We start from the raw sequence: 22,988 nt of genomic DNA, 5'->3' as shown, positions 1-22,988 counted from the left end.
ATGACAGATTTATCTAAAACCTCTATTACTTCACCCCATGAGATAAAAGAAATACTGGATACTGAGTTGCATTCAAAAATACACTTTGGGCAAACAGGGGAAGGAAAGAGAGTTTATTCTTCCTTCGCCTCCCCTATTCAGTCTCAACCACTGAAGGCAACTGCATATCAATTACCAGCACCTTCTATGAGGGTACGCTACTGGGTTCATTGGTTTCGCATTGGTTTGGGCATCTTTTTGTTGCTGTCAATTCTCATGAGCTTAGGGGGCTGTAGCTTAAATGCGGCAACCGTTACTTGGAACAAAGCTGCTAATGTTGTGCCTGCTTCAGTCATTGAACAGGTGATTGTAGAAAATACAGAGTTAAATTCCAAAGTATCTGCTAAAAATATACTGGCTTGGAGTGTGGAAGGAAAAGACGGTAGATTCGCAGTTTTCAACTTGAATACGCCTGATGTCTGCGGTGCTTTGGGATGTCTGTATACTGGTTACTGGCTCAGAAAGGACAAACCAATTACTCAGGTATTCTTGAGTTACTTGAATTCCAATCTGCCACCAGGTAAGCATTTGTTGTCAGTGGGAGACAACCGAGGTCAGGCATTACCGTGCATTAAGGTACTGCAAACCGAGCAAGAGCAGCTACGTCAATTGAATTTTTGTTTCAATGGCACTGGCTATCAACTTGCTGATAGTCAGCTTTTCACAAGTCGTAAAAATTCCTAAAGTTGATAACTCGAAATCTAGAAGAAAACTCTGCCATAGTCATCTTAGCTACGGCAGAGTTTTCTTCTAAAACCTCTAGGAAATTCCCATTAAATCGGTATCTAGGTCAATTGTGGATGAAGAGTGCTGTTAGCGGTAGCGGGGCGTTTAGCCCGTGCTGAGTTAAAAGGCCGCCCACAAGTGGATGCCGTGCGGGGCATATACCAAGTACATAAGTACTGAGTGACTTTTAATCTACTCAGAACTCATGACTCAGCACTGAGTAGTAGGTAGTTTACCAGCACAGACGCTATAGTTGCATTGGACTATTCCTCATCATCTAGTTCATCGTCTTCCTCCTCAAAATCATCGTCTAACTCAGCTTCCAAATCGTCGGTTTCATCGAGGAAGTCGTCATCGTCAATAAGTTGAATTTTGCGAGGTGGCTTGGTCGCTGGTTTAGATTTACGGACGCTTTGAGTTTTGTTCCTATTCTTATTTGGTGGCAATACTTCCACGTCTACAGATACCGATTCTCCTGGCAAAGCAGGTAGGGATTGAGGTTCATTAAAACCAGCGATCGCATCATGTTGTTGCCAAATGAGGGCTTTAGCTGTGGGCTGACCCAAATAAAATTGAGACAGATTTTCAACGGTGGGTTTGGTATAATCTACAGTCTTACAACAGTCGTGTTTATTCTTACCTTCGCCCTCTTTGACAGCTTTGAACTCGACTGACAGCACACCTAAGCTACGCCACCTATCGGTTTTGCCGCTAAATGGCACTTGGAAATAGTCAGCAAAGGTTTTCTCCAAAGAACGGTAAAATTCCTCACGCACTGACTTAAAACTCCAGAGAGCTACATTCTTAAAGCGGACAACGACAGGAGTAGTATGCAGGGGTTGATTATCCTCATCTAGAAACACCAGTGCATGTTCTGAACACACATCCATTGTTTTCTTGTCAAGGTTATGTTTGTATTCATCATAAAGCCCAACAAAAGAACCACCTAAGTCTTCAACATCTGATTTATAACGGATATACTCTGGTACAAAAGCTAAAACTAGTAACCGTGCTTGAGTAATTAAGAGTCCAGTAACATCTTCAGTTAGGGTGACAATAGTTAGGTCGTCCTCAATTGGCATATCAAGCCAGCCAGCCTTTTCTAGCTGATCTTCTGGAATCAGAAGTCCGGCGGGTTTGTCATTAACGACAATGCCGTAAGGCAGTAACGGTCGTCTAACTTGGTTATAACTGTCGCTAAGAAGTTCTGGGTCAATATCGTCAATATCAAGGTCTGACAATTGAGTGTTAGGAGCTTTAGATTTAGCTGCTTGAGCTTTGGTATTAGCTTTGGGATTAGAAGCAGCAGTTTTGGCAGTAGATTGATTGGAGCGATTAGAGTTGTTTGAAACCCTAGATTTAACCATTAGACTACATAAATATGATTGCCCAACGCATGAGGCGTTAGCCTCAAAACTTATTTACCAACCGTTGTTTATGAGGCAATTACTCTCCACCACAGATTGAAATTACGCCATAAAATAAAGTATCTTGAATGCTAATTTACAAACTAGCGAAAATATATATGAGGATGAAAGGAGGTTAATCATGAAATTATCACCACTATATATACAGTGGGAGCAAGAGGCTCAAAAGCAAGGGCAACGTATGGTTGTAGAAAATTTACTAACAGTTCGATTTGGTACGCTTGATGAACAATTAGCCACAATTATTCAGCCTATTCTAGAGTTACCTTCACGCATCGTATGCTTCTTTACTGTTGCAGTTATCGAATCTCTCCCGTGAGGATGTATTGGCCAGGTTTAACAGCAATCATTCATAAAGCTGTTATGTATCTGACACTCCTCTATAAATAGAGTTTCTAACACCTCTAAAAAAATGTCCAGAAGGTCAATACCCTAGCTTTCACTTGGTAGCTAAAATTTCTGCTAAATGCATACTTCACTGCTATGAACATTTCCCAGAAAAATCTACCACACAACCAGATCACTGCTAACTCGACATTAATTGAAGTGTCATCCTTCCAAGCACCTCTGGCTAGCATTGACTTTGGCAAGTTGTTTCAACAGTATAACAATCCCCAAGGTTGGATGATGGTAGGTGGAATACTGTTCGTTATACTGTTGTTGCAAATCAGTGGTACTGGTAAAGGAAAAATCACCACTGGTAAAGTCTCCGGTATCAGCGAGAAACTAGCAGCAACTAACCTAGCACTCAAGCAAATCAAGGAGCATAAACACAATAAAGTTACCCTGTGGTCTGGAACTCCTCGCTATTGGGTAAAAGGTAAATGGCGGGGGTTGCTGGCTAACATACAAACTATGCTTGGTGCTGCACCTACAGTTTGGTTTCCCAATGCCGAAAGGGGAACACTGGTAATAGGTGCGCCTGGGTCTGGTAAAACCTACTCAACCATAGACCGGATGTTAGAAAGTGCGATGCAGCAGGGTTTCCCGATTTTACTCTACGACAAGAAGGGCGACCAACTACGACTCCATGCACCCCTAGCAGCCCGTTATGGCTATAACGTGCGAGTATTTGCCCCCGGTGAACCCTTTAGCGGTGTGATCAATCCTTTGGATTATATGCGTGATGCACGGGATGGGGTAATGGCAGGAGAAATTGGGCAAGTGATTAACCGCAATGCTTCCAGTGGTGGTAAAAGTGATGAGTTCTTTGCTAAAGCCGGGGACTTGTTAGCTAAAGCACTTTTACAGTTAGTTAAGGGTTCACCTTACCCAGATATGGCGATGCTTTATGCTGTGCTGCGGTTGCCAAAACTGGTGCAACGTCTTGACCATGCGGTACAGTCCAAAAGGTTGGATGAATGGGTGGCGACTTCATTTATTCAATTTTTGAGTGCTAAGGATGCAGAGAAGACTATTTCGGGGATTTTGACCACAGCAGCAGGTACTTTCTCATCTTTCATCCAAGCTGATTTGCTGAGGGCATTTATAGGGAAATCGGATATTCCCACTAAGCTTGAAGGTAGAGAAATGGTGGTGTTCAAGCTAGATGATGAACGCCGCAGTGTGGTTGGGCCTCTGCTGGCGGCTGCAATGCACTTGATGATTGTCGGTAATTTAAGCCGTCCCCGCAAAGATCCGTTGATTATTTCTTTGGATGAATTACCATCAATTAAGCTGGACAGATTACCACAATGGATTAATGAATATCGTTCTAATGGTGCCTGCTTTATTCTGGGTATCCAAAGTTTAGAGCAACTTTACGATATTTATGGGGATAAAATGGGGAGTGCGATCGCTTCTGCTTGTAGTACCCATGTTCTGTTCAATCCTGGTAACTACAAAACGGCTGAGGATTACTCAAAGCGTTACGGTGAGAAGGAAGTACTGATTAAAAATCGTACCACAGGGCGATCGCTTGGCGGACAAATGAGCCGTTCAATTAGCTGGAGTGAGAATTTGCAAAAAATGCCTGTAATCAGTGCTGACGAAATTTTGAAATTTCCTCAAGGCAAGTGCGTAATTACTAGTCCTGGTTATAGTTCAGAGGGACAAGCTTCTATTCCCTATCCTTTAATTATTCCAGTGTCCAAAGCCGATGAAAAACGAGCGCATGATAGTGAGGCTCTTTGGGACACACAAGTTAAACCTGCTTTAGAAAGTCAGGTGATAATTCCTGATATTAAAACGTTAACACAAGCATTACATGAACGGATTGAGTCAGCCGCGCGAATGTTGCCATTACCAGAAGAAGATGTAGCACCTGCACAGGAGTCTAGTAGTAGCGAACCTGATGTTTTGGAAAATTTTACTAGGCGAGTTTATCAAACACCAGGATTGCAGTAAATTTTGACAATGCTGTTGTTAGCAAAGCTGACTTTTGACGGGATGGGGAAAAAGGAACTGGTTCGCGTATTTATTGATCGCAATCATGCGATCAGCCGCTGTAAGCGACGGACAATAATTTTACTGGTGGAGTAGCCAAAACTATCTAACTCAATCTTACTTATTGTGATAGAATTAAATTGAGAATATTCATTTCTTTCGATTGAAATATTTGATTTTCATTAAATAAGCTTTTTCTTAATTTATCCATCACAGCACTATTAAATACTACATAGGGAATATTTTGATAATTAGAGTCAATTGGCAAAATATTGTATGCTAAAGCCAGTGTATAAACATACTTAGCCAAAATATCTCTGAAAGATATATTAGATACTATTCTCTCATTTTCAAAATAATCTTCAAAAGCGTGGAATGAGATAAAGGTCTGTATAGGCAAGGCGTAATAACGCTCTGATGAGCGTGAAGTCTGACTTAGTTTTTGAGAACGTTCTAACTCACTAAAAAGTGTTCTTGCTAAGTCTATTAGGGAATAAGCAGCACTAGTAATTTGTTTTGGATACTTCCCAGATTTGACCAAAAGTCCAAGCTTCTTGATAAAGTCTTCATTCCGCTCAGGGTCAATAATTTTTTCTAAATCGATATAATTGGTTTCCTTTACCAACTTTTCTGATAACGGTACAATTAGCAAACTTCCTCTGACATATGTTTGCTCAATCGGTGGAAGATTAAGTAATTTATCAAGACTAGTCTCCATTTGGGATAAAACGTGAAAGCCTATTGAAAAATAGGATACTTCTTGATTTTCCGAGAATGATTCTTTTTGAGAATAAGGAATAATTTCGGTTTTTTGAACAGAAAGCAATTCATATAAAGTATGCTCGATATCTCGTAACAATCTATCTTCAGGTTGCTTTTTAAACTCCTTACGGATTCCTCTTAATAAAGTAGCCAATGAGCCAATAAAGGTTTCTCCCGCTTGGCTAATTGATTTACCACCAATAGGAATAATAACATATCGCTCTCTACCTATTTGTCCTGAACCCACAATTCTGGTCATAATAGAGGCTTTGAGAATAATCAGAATATTTAGTACATTCAAGCAAGCCTCTTGCAATGAAAGATTTGCAAGTTTTTCAGATTCATCAGCACTTAAACGGTTTCCGTCCTCATCAAGTTTTTTAGGGTAATATATTGCTTTATCAGATAAGTAAAAAGTCAAATTTTTATCGCCTTTATCTAGTTCACCTCCTCTTCCTCGGTAAATTACTTGTATTATTTCCATTAAGTTTTGCTCAATTTGGAAACCAGGAATTTGTACCAGAATATATTTAGTATTAGGGAAAGACAAGCCACGAGATGCTGAAGCAGTCATAAAGACTACTTTTATTTGTTCTTGATTTTGATATCTCTGAATCTCAGCTTCTTCCCTATCTGACAAACTAGCGTGTATTTCCAAATACTCTTGATATAGCTTAAAGCTCGGTCTTTCTTTGGAAATATTAGTAATTAATTGCTTAAGGCTATCCTTATTTTGAATATAAACTATAATTTGACCATCATTAGCTTTCAGTAGCTTCAAAATATCAATTTTTATTTTTTCAGCAACATTAGCATCTAACTTGAAATTGTCATCTGCAACTTTTTCTGAGTTTAATGATTGTATAAACACTTCATAATTAATGGTCAGCTTGTCAGCAGGATAGGAATTTGCATTAATTAGAGTTGCCGGCTTACTTAAAAATTCAAATTCTTCAATTGATAAACATTGACCCATAGAATCTGCAACTTGCCTAACAAATATTTTGTCCCCTTGAACCTGGTTGTTAGCAAGATGACTGTTAACTACGTCTTGTATTGTCAGTGATGCGTCAGCAGTAATCAGCTTTATATTAAAGCCATATTCAGGATTTAATAAATCATATTCTTCAATAAACTCTAAAATGCCATGCAAAAAAGCTACTCCTTCTTGGGAACCTGTAATTTCGTCAATCATAATGAAAATATTTTTCATGCGACTAGCGATTGCTTTCATCCTGTTTTTGATAATTCCAGGTGGCTTGCTTGAGGAATTATAAGCACTGCTAAATATTCTACTGAAATGCTTTAAAGTATTACCGTAGCAAGTTTCCTTAAGTGATTGAATTGACGCAGTAGCAACAATATTGTTAGGTAAATCATGATTAATAATACAGGTATGAATCGCTTCACATAAAGTTGCTAATACTCCAACTTGGTTACGTCTCTCCACTTGTATCAAGTTATCTGCATATCTAACTAATTCACTTGAAAGCTCAAATGGATTGTCTTTTAAAGTATTAGCATCTAAGAATTGAACCTGTCCTATTGAATTATTTCCGTGAAGTTTATTGCTATGGTATTCAACAGCATAGCGCCCTTTTGCATAATCAATTATTCTTTTGTTTGTATTAATACAAATCAAATTATCGTCAAATAATTTTAGGTCTGGTTTTTCTCTAAACTTCTCGATAATATCCCTGTTTACCTGAATACGAGGACTGATATATATCAGGAGCGAACCTTCATTTAGCTGTTTAATAATTTGCTTTGCAACTGCTGTAGTTTTACCAATTCCGGGATTTCCGGTCAAAAACAGAAATGCTATTCTAGAATCTGTAAGCGCCCGATGTATTAACTCTGCATGAGCATCTCTGAATTTTGTTTTTGTTAGTTGTAGGGATTGCTTTACTGACTCAGGTACAATACCAGCCGTATTAAAGAAGTTTTTTTCCGCTTCAAATACTTCAATATTTTGGATGTGGCTTATTGTATCCTTTTTGGCTTCAACTATATCTTTAACGAACCTTCTACCATCCTGAAAGTTTCTAGCCGCGTTGCTTTTAATAACTTCAAGTACTTTGCTGCGGCTCTCATTAATATCTTTGAAACTTTTATCTTTGTAGATTTTATAACAAGTTTTTAATATTTCCAGGCTATCTTGACCATCATCTTTTTCTTTAGTGAGGGTAATGCCATTAATCATCCTGTCACTATACCCAAAACAGTTAAACTTCACTGGGTCAGTGGAGGATATTTTACCTGATGATAGTAAAAATTTATAAAAGCTCCAGGCGTAACTACAGGCTTGGATAACCTTAACAGCTTCTTTATCTTTCGTCTTGAAAGCAGAGAAGTATTGCACCAATTCCTTGGAGTAAATCTCGTTAAACTTATTGTCCTTATCGCTACTATTACCAGTATCTATACCAAGTCCACAAAAGCTAGATTTGGAGCGCACATAGTTCAACTCGGTACGCAATGAATTTTGTAAAGTTTGGATATTATTTAAGTCAGTTACAGAATTAATAGCTGAAGTGGTAAAGGTGGATAGGTCTACAGTCAAGATTCGATATTTACCCAAATACCGAGTCAATAAGAGGGTATCAGCTTTCAGAAATTCACCAGTGTCTTTGTAGCGAATAATATCTACATTTTCAAATCCCTGGCTCTCCAAAATTTCTTTGTAGCAAACTATTTCATCTCTGTCTAAAATACCAAAGGAGTTGTCACCGTATAAGTCACACTGAAAATAAAGAATTTCTATTTTGCTTTTATTACGCCAGCCAGTTGCTTCTATATACTCTCTAATAAAGCTATAGCCAGAAGTCCAGCCTTTTTGAATAAACAACTTTACCCAGTCTCCTATAATCTCTTTATGAGATTTATCTATATAATTCTTGGTAATAGCTTGTTGTATTTTATGTAAATATAAACTACTTAACGGTTTTAGATAAACATCGTCATAGGAATGTTGAAACTTGGAGTGTTGAAAATAAGTTAGGATGCCGATATTAAAGCTTATTTCAAATACCCGACCTAAATTAATGCCTAAATCATCTGCCATAAAGCGCACTCCTGATGCTAGTCAAAAAGGCTAGGTTATTAAATTTCACGTTTCTATTTGAATAGGTGTAAGTAGAGATTGTACCGATACCTTCATCTCCAATTAGCTTACTGTAAGGATTCAGCTTAAATGCTATATTTCGGTTAACTTCATATCTAGAAAAATGAAATAAAGTAATGTACTGTACAATAGCTTGTTGCAAAGGTGAATTTTTATCCAGAAGACCTGCCATAATATCTCTGGTATCAGCAACATCATAAATATTTAATAAAGTGCTATAACAAACTACACTATTAAAAATTGTGCGCTGTTCGTCTACAGAACGTCCTGTAAAAAGGTTAAGAAATACTCTAGTTTGTTGGCTTTTATCTTTAGATAACTTTTCTAATTCTTCAGTATCAGGAATGTAAAAAGAATCAACTGTTCCGCGAGTAAAATTTAGGGCAGGATAAGTATCCATAAATATTGGATACAGCTTAATATCTGGTTTGCCTTGTTTAAGATACTGGACTACACTCTGAGACATAAAGAATAATGAATCTGGGTCGGATTCCAATTTAGTTATACCCAAGCTTCTACTATATGGAGCCTTGGCTATATATAAAAAATGTTGATACCCTTGCTGGTAAAGCTTGCTAATTTCATCTTTAATAATCTCTGGCTGCGTATATATTTTCGAGTGTGGTTGATTATCAGCAAACGTTTTGATAGTTTCAATTTTTACTGCTGTATCAGATACTTTATTAATGACAATGATTTCACCATAGATATTAGAAATTCTGGCTGTTTTGTCTTTCTCATCCCAAACAGCATCACTCAACCAGCTAGATACTACTATAATTGCTAGTTTATCCAGTTGAGGTTGATAACCTCCTTTAAACTCAAAAGTTTTGGGGACTAAACCGTACATTGATGACAAAGCATTTTTGACCCGAAAATCAAAATCTGCTGGTTTATATTCTTTTTTTTGCGTTTTATTATATTTATAATTTTTAAGATTAATTCCTTGAGTATCGGCCAGACAATCTCTGCGTAAAATATGTGCTAATGCCTTCGAGAAAGAATTGAGAAATATTTCATCTTCTGTCGTATCTTGAATATCTTTTAAATGCAATCTAACAATTGGGATAAACAGTTTTTCATTGACAGGCTGGCTCTTGAGACTGATTTGCTCTCGACAAATATTGATACACAAGTAAGTTAGTAAAGTAAATACTTGCCTATATATTCTTGCTGCTGGGGATTGACTATTGTTAAATATAATCTCTCTGGCTGGCTTAGGTCTCCAGTAAACAGCAATAAGTTTTTGTGATTCATAATATTTTTCATATAAGGCATGGTTTTCCCATTCCTTTGTTTCGGGATTGGAAGCAATAGGGTAAAATACGACTGGTAATACTTTAATTCCTGTAGTGTCATATTTCATTGAAAAATTTTGTTTATCGCTATCTGTGAAATAGCGGACATCATCAAAAGTAAAAGTGACAGCCAGCGAGGTAAGAGATTGCAAATTAACAGTAGGTTGCACAACCTCAATATACCCTAAAGCCTCTCTAGCTTTTGCTTTGGCTTGTGATTGGTTTTCTTGGTTTAGATCAATTTTAAAAAAATTACGAGACTTGAGAATTTTTGCAGCAGTTTTATTGAGAATAGCTGTGTTAATACATAGTTGAACTGGTTTAGAGAAAGGAGGTAATATTTCTTTCTTTTTAAGAAAAGTTTGTAACAGATTTTTTAAAGATGCTAGCTTCTGTCTAACTTGCCAGCCATCCTGATTCAATATTAAATTTCTGATGTTGCATAGTACACTTTTTACTTCATCATCAGAAGTAGCACCTGGTTTTAATTTGTTTAAAACATCTATCTCAAACTTAGGAATAGGGTTATAATCTTTATCAGCTACTTTGCCATCTTCATCGACGGCAAAAATAAAATAGTAGAGACAAGCAATAATTAAAACCTTTGTTTTAAAGTTTTTAGATTTAACTGGATCTTGCAATTGCTCTTGATGCCGCTGACTTCTAGGATCAAGTTCAGTCATATAGTAATCAAGTACAGATTTTTCATCATAAGCATTTACGGAACCATTCAGCTTTAGCCTCAACCCCAAATTAAATTCTTTAATGCCTTTTTCTTTATCTATGCTTTCGCCTATCACTCCTTCGTACTCAGGGATGACAGGCAACTTATCAAAAGCATCTGCTTGAGAAAAAGCTGTCCTAAGACTAGTCGCTGTCTCTAATAAATAACTAACTTCAAAATGTGTATTATCTAAATTTGGTTCGTTAATGTAATCTGATAACAACCTCAACCGATTAATTAAAGTCTCTAAACATTCAAAACCTTCGGTGTTAGAGTTGGGTATATTAGTTTTCGCACATTCTACTCTCAAATAATCCAGATAGTCTATTTTGATATCACGTAACAGTCTGGGTAGAGATTCCGTATCTACGATTCTTCTAAGTTCAGTTAGTTCAGACTTTTCTCGTTGTGATAGTTCTGTTAAAAGTTCCGTCACTTCTTGCCAATCGTCGGTATCAGGAGTAGCTATTTTATCTATATAAAGCCTAATGCTCTCTAACAACTTATTATCGAACTGCGATATGCCTTCAAATCTGACATTCAAATGATGAGCCTTGATGACTGACTCACCACCTTTACGCCTTTCTTCAGCCAAACTATTTTCAATAGTTAAGCGCTGAGATGTAAAGCTAGAAGGCTTATTAAAAGGATAGGTAAATGGTAAAGATGACTGATTATCATTAAAATCAGACAATGAGCTACAAATATTTTCTAAGCAAGCTTGGGTTTGATTTTGTCCACAAGCATCATCAAGTTGTTTTCTTAATTCATCTCTAATGGCTTGAATTTTAGAGTAAAACTCTGTCTCTGAAATAAAATTGACAGTTGCAGCTTTAACACCTACTTCTTTGTTTAAAGTATTTAGTGGTTGCTGGTTTGAATTAATAGCAATTTCATATGCAAGTTCATAAGCAGATATCCGTAGTTTATTTTTATCTGGAGATAACTTAAAAATTTTCTTTCTCTGAATTAATGGTATAATTTTGTCAAGCAGCGGAATGTAGTTTAATTGTGCTAAGGGATTGGAACTTTCCTCAAAAGTATGTTTTGATGTCATTATGCAAGTATATTTAAGATTAAGTGTTTTAACTCGCGCTTATCAGGTGAATTATAGTATAAATGTATTCAAATGAGCAATTGAGGGCAAAAATAGCGAGCTTGCCACCATCTGCCATGCAACTACCAAAAGTATTGCTATACAAGGCTTTCAGTAAAAAATATTAAATTATACACTATAAGTTTTTGCGCGATCGCACCCTAATGAGGTTGGGCTAGTTGAACAATGATACCAATGAGTGCATCAACATCAACTGGCTTTGTGATGTGGCTTTGAAATTTTGCCTGAAGTGCTTTAAGCTGGTGGAGTTCTGCGGCATAGGCTGTCTGTTGCCGTCGTGCCTTTGTAGCGCCAACGGCGGTAAACTACTCCCACATCTTTTGGTCACAGTTAAAAGATGCCAGCTTCTTGTTATTCCCTGCCAATCTGACTGCCAACCTGAGCGGTGTCAACTTGGAGAGTGCTATTGAGATGCTCCCCGATGCACTCCTGTAATTCACCTGTAACTCCTGAATTATTTTAGTCCAATATGATTTTGCCAAACTTCTGTCATAAACCTTTTAAATTCTTCCATAATTAGCGGTAAATCACTATCAATTTCTTGGGTTTGTTGCCCATTTGTGATTAGACGAAAGAGACGACGACCTCGACTATCAAAACCAATTTTATCTGCAACTGCCATAAAAATTGAGTAGTCTTCTGGTATTGGCAAATCCCCACCTTTGCGCTGAAGAATTAAAAAGCTGGTGATAATTCCCAACCCACATTCTACCTGAAAGTTTTCTGTAGGTAACTGAATGGAAGCAATTAGCAAAGCCATGTCTTCTAATAGCCATCGGCGAAAGTGTGCTTGGTTAGATGAAGAAAGAATTCCATTAGACACCAAGATACAGACGATTTCACCAGGTTGCAATTGATTTAAACACTGTTCTATAAATAAGCACTCTTGTTCTGCTTGGGTTTTCAACTTGGATGTAATCACGTAGCTTCCATCTCCGTGTTTTATCCATTTATAAGCCATCTCAAATCTGGTTAGTTCGGAATCGGAAGTGAGATTAATTTTGCAATAGGGAGGATTGGCAAGTGCTATAGTAGGCAAGGAAATTGGCAGAGGAAGATTAATGACACAATTTTGAAATAGTTGTTGCCACTCAGTAATTTTAATTTTCATCAAAATAAACTTCCTTGCAACATATTTTCTGCTTTAGTATTCTCATATTTGATACCATTAATCAGCAAACTATTATTTAGCTTAGGTTTAGGTGCTGATGCGGGAGTTTCATACTTTAAATTTGGTCGGATAAAAGAAATACCCTTGCCAGTCAGGGTATCTCCGATGACTAAATCTCCACCCAAACTAGGAATAGGCAATGCCAAGTAGGGAGCATAAAGCATAAAGTTTAAACTTGCTATTTTCATTAGTAATGAATCCCACTCCCAGCCTGTTAAACTGATGGCATAATTGGACATTTCCAATGCTAATCTTCCTGTACCCAGTGCTGGTTCATATATATGAAATGGTGCTATTGCAGCAGAACTGTCAACTGCTGCAATAGCCATTGTCCTGGCTGTCCAAGTAGGAGTAGGATAGAATTTAGCTCTCGATTGTCCGTAACGATTAGCAGCTAACAAATGACCGAAGTAATCGAAGGGACAAGAAATCAAAAGCTTCAGTTCCAGTTCTTGAATAAGACGATTACTCGCACCGTTACATCCCTCTGGCTCATGAGGCAATTTAGCAATGCTGGGATGCCCTAGAGCATAAAGTAACCAGTCAGTGAAATAGGGAATAAATCTGGAAGGACTGCCACATCCACCTTTATAAATAGATTGCAGACAGCTTGAGAGCATCTGTAAAACTTGAGGATGTCCTAAGTCTAAAAACTCAGTTTGTGGTATTTCTTTAGGTAGTTCTCCAGTTTCCATTGTCCATCGCCATTGCTCCCACCTACCTTGATATTCATCATCTAATTTCAGTAGTTTTGATAGTAGCCATCCATGCTCAAAAGTTGATTTGAGTACCATTGGTGTTATCTGTAACAAGCATTTGCCAATGGCAGAGGCATTAGCCTCTTAAATCTTGACTTCTGGAATAGCTTTTAAATTGACCATTGACGATAACTCAGGAATGACTATGTTTGATTGTGATTTGTTATCTGGAGATTGAGTCAGTAGTTTAATTAACCATTTTTCAGTCTGCATCTGATCCTTTTTATTCCAGCGTACATCTAATCTTTGGGCTGGTCTAACAGGATGTAATGCTAAAACTACGAGTTGTATTTGGTTAGGAGTGACTGAGTAATGTCTAGCCGTAGTCCACAACTTTACCCGGTCTTGCCAGCTTAATCGTGGATGGCGTATAGCCCATTCATAAAGCCTGGGAATACCTTGTTTAAATGCTATATTTGTTAATACTTGAATAAAGTGCTTGTTGTCATTAATTGCAAGAGGTGCAATTACTGGATTATCGACTAATAACTTTTTTCGAGATTTAAAAATTTCCGGTGCAAGTTCCTGTATTTGATCAACCCACTGAGCAATTTGAGGATAGGCATTTAATAAAGGTTCTACAGTCAGTCCTAAAAATAGTTGTCTCATCACCAAAGAGAAGTTATCTGCAACTATAGAGTCAAAGGCAGAGCGATTTGGATGAAATTTTTGACTGGGGAATAGGAGTTGTTGCTGTGTTTTAGTAATTTGTTGAATATCGGCAAGATTAATTACTGGCATGGTGGAGAGAATATAACATCTCTCCCATGCAGCGGTAAGCTGCAAATTAATTATACGTACAGCCAAGATACAAGAATTAGCTGTCATTTCCAATTCGCAATTCGCAATTAATAATACCCCACGCATGAATGCGGGGGCTTGAATATTGATACTACGTGTTTTGTTTCTTTTCATAATTGAAATTAGGGGCTTGTACCCTAAATGAATCAATTATCAATTACGTCCGCAATTGCGAATTGCGAACTGCGAATTGTTCGGTCAATATGATCAATCCTCTACTTCCGGCTCACCAATTGTCTTCTGTGCGCCATGACGAATATGGAGAATTCTCACCGTTGGAACAGGCTGATCTTCAAGAACCGTAAATAGAATACGATAGGTTTGCTTTCCTTGCCCGTAAAGAAGCTGACGAATTTCTTGACTAAAGAAGGCATCCTCTCGAGCGATTGGACAGCGCCGAGGCATTTCTTGCAGAGAGACGATTGCTTTAATCAGCCCTTGATACCAGAGTTGGGCGCGTTCATCTGTGGTAAACTGAGAAAAACTTAAGAATGCGGCATCCGCTTCGGCTTTCGCAATGCTAGAGAAATCAATGCGGTACGTCATGCTTCAAGAGACAATCCATATTTCTGATTTTGTTCAGCAATGAAGTCCTCTAAACTCGAAAATTGTCCTTGCTCAAAATCATCAAGCCCACGTTGGATTCCCTTTAAAGCCTCAAAAAAATCTTGATCGTCCAAACTCAGTCCTAAAGTCAGCACCGCTAGCGCCATTTGCGAAATATCTTGTCCAGTACTTTCAGCACGCTGTCGCAGCAGTGCCTCAACTTTCGGTGGCAGATCAAGTGTAATGGACATTGTGAGTTTTACCTCAGTGATACTGGTTTTATTATAGCGATGCCCTTCTCTACGAGACGCTGCGGCACCTCATAGATTGGGTAAAGCGGACTGCTCAAGTGTGGGAGTGCTTCAGCTACGCCCGTTATAGACATCGCGCTAATTCTAGATACCTGTAAAATTAAGCTGCAAGCGATGTCTACGACGATACTCATGTCAAACATCAGATGTAGCGACGATACTACGCCCCTGTGGAGGCAATGATCTCTGACCGACCGGAGGCGATCGCATCTAATAACAATAATCCCATTTGCTTCAATAAAGCAGTGTTACTATCAGGGCAACCATGTTGAATTAGACACTTGGCACAGCCAGTATCGCAGTTGCAATCTAGGGCGATCGCTCTCGCAGCACCAGCAAGTTTTGGCAGATGCTTAAACACAGCTTCAGCCGCACCATTACCACCATCACTGGTATCATAGAAATAGCCTGTGTAGTTGTTATTTTCCCCTAACTCCTTCACTACTGTAAAATTCACCTGTTTTGGGTCAACTCTAGCCACCAGCTGTAACGCTCTCATAATTTGATGCCCAAAGCTGTGGATAGCAATCAAGGGACTGGAATATTCCCACAACTGTTGATAGCCCGGTGGAATCGGTTCTCCACTGCGGGTTAAATTGGTTCTAGTTTCCAAGGCATTGTGCTGGAGGTATTCCCGCGCACTTGAGTTTATGGCTACTTTGACCATTGGTGCGGAAAATTGAGTACGGAAAGGCTGCTCAAACTTTTCTTCTGACAGGGTTTTCACAATTACAGCCTTACGTGTGAGTTTGCTACAAAGTGGACAACGACGTTCTTTAGGTAGCAGTTCTTTGTAGTTAAGACACCGCTTGTTCAAACAAGTCTGCTCATAGATTTGGGTCATTAAACTGTAACCACTGGTAATGTGTTTAACTTCACCAAAACTAAGTTCCAGGGTTAGGTATTCCTGACAGTCATCAACTTCACTGAGTTGAGAAAACAGCAATGGTAACTTCACCGGATCTGTTAGCATTGTTAGGCTACTGGTTTCTGATTCTGTAACTGCAACTGTAAACAGTGGGCTATCTGCTGTCTGTTTTAAAATTGCTTGTTTGCTGTTCAAGTCAAGGGAGATGCACTGATAAGTCAGCATTCGTCCATTGGCATCTTGTCGTTTGTAGATGGCTTGGGGATGGACTTCCCGGTGAGCAATATCTTCTGAGATTTCCTCTAGCTCTTCCCCAGTTTCTGCATCTACTAGCTTGATGGTAGTTAGGGATAAGCCACCCCGAAAGTTAACATCTTTATGGGGATAGCCTTTTGCCCACAGTCCATTACGACCTTTATTTAGATGCCCTTGGGCTAATAGGAGTTTTGCTACCTCGTAAGCTGCTGTGCCAAAGTAGTGCTTGATTTTATTAGTAGGAATACCAGTTTCTGCGGCTGCACACATCAAATGTTTAGCAGCAAAGATGGGATATTCGTCATTAAAGAAGACTTCCTCGGCTTCTGGCGATACTAGCATTTCTGGATGTTCTGCTACATAGCAGTCTATGGGGTTGAGAGCATTGGGAAGCAGCACTGTCAGTCCAGACTGAGAACGTCCGGCGCGGCCACTGCGTTGCTGGTATGCCATTTTGGAACCAGGCCAGCCACGCAAAATGCAACATTCTAACTCTGGTAGGTCAATTCCAGCTTCTAACGCTTCTGTGGCAATAATCCACTTGATTGTGCCAGACTGGAGTTGGTCAACTACTTCTGTGCGACGCTCAGAAGTTATGCCACTGTAGAAGGCGGCTACTTGGTTTGATTTGAGTAATTCTGTTAGTTCCCGCACACTGCGACGGGAGTTACAAAAAGCGATACCTGATTTACCTTGATTGAGCAAAAATTGAATTATCCGAGCGGTATCCCCAGTTAGATTGTAACTGGGCTGAGTGATTATTATTTGTCTAGATGGTGAAGCTGCTCCACTTTTGCGAATCCAAATTAGGGGTTTGGGGTTGAGTTTAGTTGGTTTTAAGCCGGAGATTTTCAGAGCCAGTTGTTTAGGATTACCACAAGTGGCACTCAGGAAGATAAATTGCAGTTTCTTGGAGTCACCACCGTAATGATCTACTGCTAGTTTAATGCGACGAATCAGCCAGGACATATTTGCGCCATAGCTACCTGAGAGGGTGTGAGCTTCGTCAATCAGTACATAGCGCAATCGCTGATAAAAGTTTGCCCAATGCGCTGATTTCCAGGCTTGCTTGAGTTGAAAGTGGATTAATTCTGGAGTGACACCTAAAATATGCGGTTCACTCTTGAGGATTTGTTCTCGTTTTTCTGATTTGACATCTCCAGTGATCATTGCCAGTATAGGTCTGGATTGTGTTGGTATGGTAGAGAGTAATTCAGAGATTTTGTGGAACTGGTCTAGTGCTAAGGCTCGTAGTCCATAAAATGCTAATGCTCGATGTTCTTCATTGATACAACCTTCCAGAATTGCGGGGTATGTGCTGAGAGTTTTGCCACTGGCTGTGGGAGAGGTGAGGATTAAACTTTTACCTTGTCTAATTGCTTGTAAGGCTTGAAGTTGGTGAGAGTAAAGTTGGGTGATTCCTAATGAGTGAAGTGCTTTAATTAATTTATTTGGTAGGTCATTAGGGATATTTTTCAGATTAGGTTCTTTGGCAGAGATAGTTTGCTGCCAGAGTAAATCTTCACCTAGAAATCCAGCAATATCTGTTGGTTCAGTAGGATGGTTATTTGAGTTGGAATTTTCTGTAATGTGTGTACGAGGTGGTGTCCAAAAGCTTTGTAGCAGGGCATTGTAGTTGGGCGTGGTCATAGTCGTAGTCTTCGCTCACTGCCCTAAAAAATCCCCCATTGGGGGAGTGCTACTGAAAAAATATGTATTTATTATAACCTTTGCTACGTATTGCCTCACCCTGGGCATAAGAATATTCAGCACACAGTGCGCTACATATAACTTACCTCTGGTCGGTTTCAAGGACTTTGAGATGATTAACATCTAAATGCCTAAATATTACCCTGAACTCCGATTGACATTTTATCCTACGCTTGGTAAGATTTTCTTACCAACGGTAATATAGTGTGCTGCACTATGACCCCAGAAAATGTAAAGGTCAAGCTCATAGAAGTGTTTAAAGAAATCCAGAGCGATAGCGGATATGAAGGACAGCCAATCACAGAAACAACTTGTCCTATCAATGATTTAGCATGGCTTGACAGTTACCTCTGGCCTGTTGCCATCACTATGTTGGCTACGGAACTTAACGTGAACATCCCTAATGACAAAAACATTTTTTTGTCAGAGGATTGCACGCGGCGACTCACCATCAACGAATCAGCTGATGTAGTTTGTGAAATCGTCAGTAAAGAGGAGAAACGGAGATGACTGAAGCAAAAGACAAGAAAGCAATAATTGCTTCTCGCATTCGCGAAGCACGTAAAATGGCAGGTTTGTCTCAGGCTCAGGTAGCTCAAACTCTTGGTCTACATCGACCCTCTATTTCTGAAATAGAGGCTGGCAAGAGAAATGCTTCCGCCGAAGAAATTACAAAGCTTGCAGAAATTTTTGATGTCAGTGTGTCATGGCTACTTGGTGAAGGTGCGAATAAGGTCGATGTCCATGACAATAAACTTCAGCTTGCTGCTAGAGAACTCCAAAAGCTTAAGCCAGAAGATTTAGACCGACTGTTAACATTACTTGCTTCAATGCGAACGGGGAGAGACAACCTGTGATTAGTAATATTAGTTACCTTGATACCAAGTGTAGGAAAAAATCTGTGGCTAATCAGAGGCAAGAATTGGCTCAACAGGCCATGCTTAAATCAATCGATATTCGGAAACAAGTTGGTCTAGACCTTAAAAGCCCGGCTTGTATCTATAACTTGTGCGACAAACTCAATGTCAAAGTTAAGTTTGTTGATATTAGTAGCATGGAAGGCATATATCTCAAAGGAGATGAACCACAAATATGGCTTTCTGCGCTGCGACCCCTTACTAGGCGTAACTTTACCTGCGCTCATGAACTCGGACACCACGTTTTTGGACATAGTTCAACGATTGATGAACTAACAGAGGATTCGGAGAAATCTAAGACTTTCCATCCTGACGAGTTTCTGGTTGACTCCTTTGCAGGTTTCCTACTTATGCCAACTTTGGGGGTGAGAAAAGCATTTGCTTCGCGTGGCTGGGATATTGCTTCAGCAACGCCACTTCAGATTTTCACGATTGCCTGTAGTTTTGGTGTTGGGTACGAGACTCTGATCAATCACATGACTTATACCCTAAAAATGATTAATCGCATCAAAGCTGCGTCACTTCAAAAATCTACACCCAAGTCTATCCGCCAAGATTTTCTTGGGCGTTCATCAGCAGAACCGTTGATAATTGCTGATGCACATTGGTCAATGCCTACACTTGATGCTGAAGTTGGAAGTCATCTTCTACTACCAAACACAGCAGAAGCAACGAATGACACTATCACTTTCCAAGAAAATCACTCACAGGGTCGTCTCTTCCGAGCTAATCGTCCTGGTATTGTGCGCGTTTACTGTCGTGACGCTGAGTGGGCAGCTTTTGTTCGGGTTTCGCGTTATCAGTTTGTAGGACTAAGCAAATATCGCCATCTTGAGGAGCCGGAAGATGAGTAATAGTGCGCCTCTCCCCATTAACGAAACAAACCTCTCTTGCGCTTGGAGTCGTATATTTCTACACATTATCGATAATCCTGGCAAAGAAATTTCGCCATTGGTGGTTAGTTTAACAGGTTTTAGCAGCGGTATTGTAAATGAAGACAAATCAGTTCGAGATGCTCTTGATAATTGCCTTGTAAAGAACAAAAAACAAAAAATTCACACAGTTGCAAATACGATTTTTCCTAGCTCTCTCTGGCGAATGGCTAAGTATGACCGAAAGAAATTCTTTGAGATTTATCTTAATGCTCTTCCCAGATACAAAGCTGCTGAACCGTCGAAAAACCGACGTGGTATTTACTTTGAAAGACTGATTGGTTTTGGTTCTGGGCCCCACAATGGCAACCAACTCGAACACATCATTTTTGAGTATAATTCACACCCAACAATCAGAAGAAGTATGTTTCAAGCTTCTATCTTTGATCCAGGGCGAGACCATATTCCTAATTGTAGGCAACTAGGCTTTCCTTGTTTACAACATGTTAGCTTTGTACCAAATAATCAAGATAAAACCCTTATTTTAAATGCTTTCTACGCAACCCAACAACTTTTTGATAAAGCATACGGCAACTACTTGGGACTATGCAGATTAGGCAATTTCATGGCTTACGAAATGGGACTGACATTTGACCGGATGAACTGCTTCGTAGGTGTAGCAAAATTAGAAAGAATTGGAACAAGATCGCCAACTTTAACTCCAGTTATAGAGGCGGCTCGGAATATTATGCAACAAACAACTTGCGAACATACAATAGATCAAACATAGCTTTTTTCCAGACAAGCTTAATAAAAGATATTTACGGGTGAGAGTACTTTACGGATTTAAGGAAACAGAAATGTTTCTTTAGAGAGACAAAATGGGAACAAAACGTCAGAAACAGTCTAGCGAAAACGCCAATCAAAACAAACAGTTAAGTCTTGGAATTGGCGATAGTGCAGAAAAACCTATCTCATCGCCAGTTATCATTTCACATATTCTACCCGCCAAGCCTACAGTTGTATTCAATACTTATTGGCAATTCGCTGCCGAACGACAAAAGATATTTTATAAGAAGCTAGAAAATGCACAAGTGCCTTGGACTGATGATCCAATTCTTTCCACATACAAATTTACCAATGCCTACCGCGCAAGCGACCGCACGAGCCAGTACTTGATACGAAATGTCATCTATCGGGACGATCTACCATCTTCAATCAATGAGGTATTCTTTAGAATTATCCTCTTCAAAATTTTCAACAAAATTGAAACTTGGCAGCTTCTAGAAAAAAATATTGGACATATTACTTATGCTGACTATTGCTTTGAACGCTACGATAAAATCCTCACAGAAACCATGCAGTCCGGTCAGACTATCTATTCTGCGGCATATATCATGCCATCGGGTGGCAAAACATTTGGATATACTACAAAGCACCGCAATAATCTCAAGTTGATTGAAAAGATGATGACTGATGATCTGCCACAGAAGCTAGCAGATTCACGGAATATGCACCAGGGTTTCGATTTATTACATAATTATCCAACTATTGGCGATTTTTTGGCATACCAGTTTATAACTGATGTTAACTATAGCGAGATTACTAGCTATAGCGAGATGGAGTTTGTAATTCCTGGTCCTGGTGCGCTTGATGGTATCCGCAAATGTTTTCTTGATCTGGGTGGTTTAAACGAACCAGAAATTATTAAATTCATGGCAGATATCCAAGAATCTGAGTTTGAGCGATTAGGACTAAATTATCATTCCCTTTGGGGACGGAGACTGCAATTAATCGACTGCCAAAATCTATTTTGTGAGGTAGATAAGTATTCTCGGATGAAACACCCTGAAATATCGGGAATATCAGGAAGAACACGTATAAAGCAAAAGTATTCAGTTAACGTACAACCAATTAGTTATTGGTATCCACCAAAATGGAAAATTAACCAAGCTATTGAAGAGGATATAAAAATTAAAGCTGCTTCCAAATCTAAATAGAAGGTATTACTAAACGAGGGGTGCAAATTTAAAAAATGTAAAATTATTTGCCCTCCTTGCAAAAGTTTCTAATCAACTCCGATAACTCTACAGAAGGCTTTGCTTCAGCAACTTTAGCATGGCCAAGTGAGCCTGCTTTCAGACTCTATTTTTTCATGCCCATAATCAGCAACACCAAATATAATCTCAAGATAAGGAGTGGATAATGGATTTTCGTAAGTATCAACAACAAGCCCTGAAAACTGATCAAGTTCCTACTAAAAGTGGAGATGGAATAATCATACCTCTGCTGGGTTTGGTTGGTGAAGCAGGTTCACTCCTCGCTGAATATAAAAAGCATCTCCGGGATAAAGATGCACATAAACTTTTTAAAGATTGTGTTGCAGAAGAGTTAGGGGATTTACTTTGGTACGTTGCTAACGTAGCCAGTAAATTTGATCTAGATTTGGCAGAAATTGCACAAATTAATCTGAATAAGTGTCGTGACCGTTGGGGAAGAAGAGATTCAGTACAAATAGATAGTCAAACTACAGCCTACATATTTGATAGTAACTTTTCCGAACACGAAAGTTTACCGCGACAGTTTGAGCTATATCTTACTGAAGTGAGCGAAGATAACTCAGTGAAAGTGAGAGCATTTATTAATGGTCAACAGATTGGAAATTACCTTACCGATAACTCCTACTTTAGTGATGGCTATCGCTTTCATGATATTTTTCATTTGTCTTATGCTGCTGTTTTGGGATGGTCGCCAGTCATTCGCAGTAACCTTAAACGCAAGCGTAAAAGTAATCCTCGTATTGACGAGGTTGAAGATGGTGGTCGGGCAATAGCTATTGATGAAGGTATATCAGCACTTGTATTCAGCTATGCCAAGGATCATGGGTTTTTGGAAGGCGTTGTAACGATAGATGACCAACTATTGAAAACTATAAAAAATATGACCTTGCATTTAGAAGTTCGAGAGTGTTCGCTAGGTGATTGGGAGAAGGCAATTGTTGATGGGTATAAAGTTTGGCGACAAGTAGAAAAAAATGGGGGCGGTAAGGTTATTATTGACATTGATACAAGTTCGATAAGTTATCAAGCAAAATAAAGTGGTAAACAGATCGTTTAATACTTCCTCCATCTGGTGTAAGTAAAAGTGGTGGTTCACATCAAGCGTTCACAGAAACCT

At 39.0% G+C, this 22,988-nt stretch carries 18 protein-coding genes; 9 read left to right on the top strand and 9 right to left on the bottom strand.

The genetic code is table 11. The features are described 5' to 3' along the window. Positions 1-723, top strand: coding sequence for a hypothetical protein (locus V7K50_RS09180; protein ID WP_334959260.1), 723 nt, complete (start codon positions 1-3; stop codon positions 721-723). Between the two features lie 305 nt (positions 724-1,028). On the opposite strand, the gene V7K50_RS09175 is transcribed toward V7K50_RS09180, so the two are convergent. After that, complete coding sequence (locus tag V7K50_RS09175; RefSeq protein WP_334959258.1) at positions 1,029-2,132, bottom strand: DUF5895 domain-containing protein; 1,104 nt, start codon at positions 2,130-2,132, stop codon at positions 1,029-1,031. Positions 2,133-2,313: 181 nt separating this feature from the next. On the opposite strand from V7K50_RS09175, the gene V7K50_RS09170 reads away from it, so the two are divergent. Next, complete coding sequence (locus tag V7K50_RS09170; protein WP_334959256.1) at positions 2,314-2,511, top strand: hypothetical protein; 198 nt, start codon at positions 2,314-2,316, stop codon at positions 2,509-2,511. Between the two features lie 164 nt (positions 2,512-2,675). Beyond that, positions 2,676-4,538 (top strand): type IV secretory system conjugative DNA transfer family protein, encoded by a 1,863-nt coding sequence (locus V7K50_RS09165; RefSeq protein ID WP_334959254.1) that lies wholly within the window; start codon positions 2,676-2,678, stop codon positions 4,536-4,538. Between the two features lie 160 nt (positions 4,539-4,698). Here the strand turns inward: V7K50_RS09165 and V7K50_RS09160 are convergent, their stop codons facing one another. The 8 genes from V7K50_RS09160 to V7K50_RS09125 all read right to left on the bottom strand — a co-directional run bounded on the left by V7K50_RS09160 (position 4,699) and on the right by V7K50_RS09125 (position 17,962). Beyond that, entirely contained in the window at positions 4,699-8,403 is a 3,705-nt protein-coding gene (locus V7K50_RS09160) for a helicase-related protein (RefSeq protein WP_334959252.1), read from the bottom strand. Next, the gene (locus V7K50_RS09155) at positions 8,393-11,542 is read right to left on the bottom strand and encodes a hypothetical protein (RefSeq protein ID WP_334959251.1); all 3,150 of its coding nucleotides are present in this window, start codon (positions 11,540-11,542) and stop codon (positions 8,393-8,395) included. The genes V7K50_RS09160 and V7K50_RS09155 overlap by 11 nt, the downstream gene beginning before the upstream one ends. 514 nt (positions 11,543-12,056) lie before the next feature. Next, positions 12,057-12,713, bottom strand: a complete 657-nt coding sequence (locus tag V7K50_RS09150; protein ID WP_334959249.1) for an N-6 DNA methylase — start codon at positions 12,711-12,713, stop codon at positions 12,057-12,059. Further along, on the bottom strand, positions 12,713-13,567 hold the full coding sequence (locus V7K50_RS09145) for a hypothetical protein (RefSeq protein WP_334959247.1): 855 nt from the start codon (positions 13,565-13,567) through the stop codon (positions 12,713-12,715). The genes V7K50_RS09150 and V7K50_RS09145 overlap by 1 nt, the downstream gene beginning before the upstream one ends. A 48-nt stretch (positions 13,568-13,615) precedes the next feature. Beyond that, complete coding sequence (locus tag V7K50_RS09140) at positions 13,616-14,359, bottom strand: hypothetical protein (protein ID WP_334959245.1); 744 nt, start codon at positions 14,357-14,359, stop codon at positions 13,616-13,618. A 180-nt stretch (positions 14,360-14,539) separates the two neighbouring features. Then, complete coding sequence (locus V7K50_RS09135) at positions 14,540-14,878, bottom strand: type II toxin-antitoxin system RelE/ParE family toxin (protein WP_094344623.1); 339 nt, start codon at positions 14,876-14,878, stop codon at positions 14,540-14,542. Then, on the bottom strand, positions 14,875-15,129 hold the full coding sequence (locus tag V7K50_RS09130; protein ID WP_094333544.1) for a hypothetical protein: 255 nt from the start codon (positions 15,127-15,129) through the stop codon (positions 14,875-14,877). Before V7K50_RS09130 ends, V7K50_RS09135 begins: the two co-directional genes overlap by 4 nt. A gap of 220 nt (positions 15,130-15,349) precedes the next feature. Beyond that, positions 15,350-17,962: a DEAD/DEAH box helicase gene (locus tag V7K50_RS09125; protein WP_334959242.1), complete on the bottom strand. Its 2,613-nt coding sequence runs from the start codon at positions 17,960-17,962 to the stop codon at positions 15,350-15,352. A 276-nt stretch (positions 17,963-18,238) separates the two neighbouring features. On the opposite strand from V7K50_RS09125, the gene V7K50_RS09120 reads away from it, so the two are divergent. From V7K50_RS09120 to V7K50_RS09095, 6 genes are all read left to right on the top strand, one after another. Then, positions 18,239-18,532 (top strand): hypothetical protein, encoded by a 294-nt coding sequence (locus V7K50_RS09120; RefSeq protein ID WP_069069438.1) that lies wholly within the window; start codon positions 18,239-18,241, stop codon positions 18,530-18,532. After that, positions 18,529-18,879, top strand: a complete 351-nt coding sequence (locus tag V7K50_RS09115; protein WP_069069437.1) for a helix-turn-helix domain-containing protein — start codon at positions 18,529-18,531, stop codon at positions 18,877-18,879. The genes V7K50_RS09120 and V7K50_RS09115 overlap by 4 nt, the downstream gene beginning before the upstream one ends. A 44-nt stretch (positions 18,880-18,923) precedes the next feature. Next, entirely contained in the window at positions 18,924-19,793 is an 870-nt protein-coding gene (locus V7K50_RS09110) for an ImmA/IrrE family metallo-endopeptidase (protein WP_334959239.1), read from the top strand. Continuing rightward, positions 19,786-20,601, top strand: a complete 816-nt coding sequence (locus V7K50_RS09105; protein ID WP_334959238.1) for a hypothetical protein — start codon at positions 19,786-19,788, stop codon at positions 20,599-20,601. The genes V7K50_RS09110 and V7K50_RS09105 overlap by 8 nt, the downstream gene beginning before the upstream one ends. 91 nt (positions 20,602-20,692) lie before the next feature. Beyond that, entirely contained in the window at positions 20,693-21,811 is a 1,119-nt protein-coding gene (locus tag V7K50_RS09100; protein ID WP_334959236.1) for a nucleotide kinase domain-containing protein, read from the top strand. Positions 21,812-22,016: 205 nt separating this feature from the next. Further along, positions 22,017-22,907 carry a nucleoside triphosphate pyrophosphohydrolase family protein gene (locus tag V7K50_RS09095; RefSeq protein WP_069069434.1) on the top strand — a complete coding sequence of 297 codons (891 nt, stop codon included), beginning with the start codon at positions 22,017-22,019 and terminating at the stop codon, positions 22,905-22,907. Positions 22,908-22,988 lie beyond the last annotated feature (81 nt).

The organism is Nostoc sp. (genome assembly GCF_036917135.1).
In the GTDB taxonomy this organism is placed as follows: domain Bacteria; phylum Cyanobacteriota; class Cyanobacteriia; order Cyanobacteriales; family Nostocaceae; genus Nostoc.
This window is presented reverse-complemented; position numbering and strand designations above follow the sequence as displayed.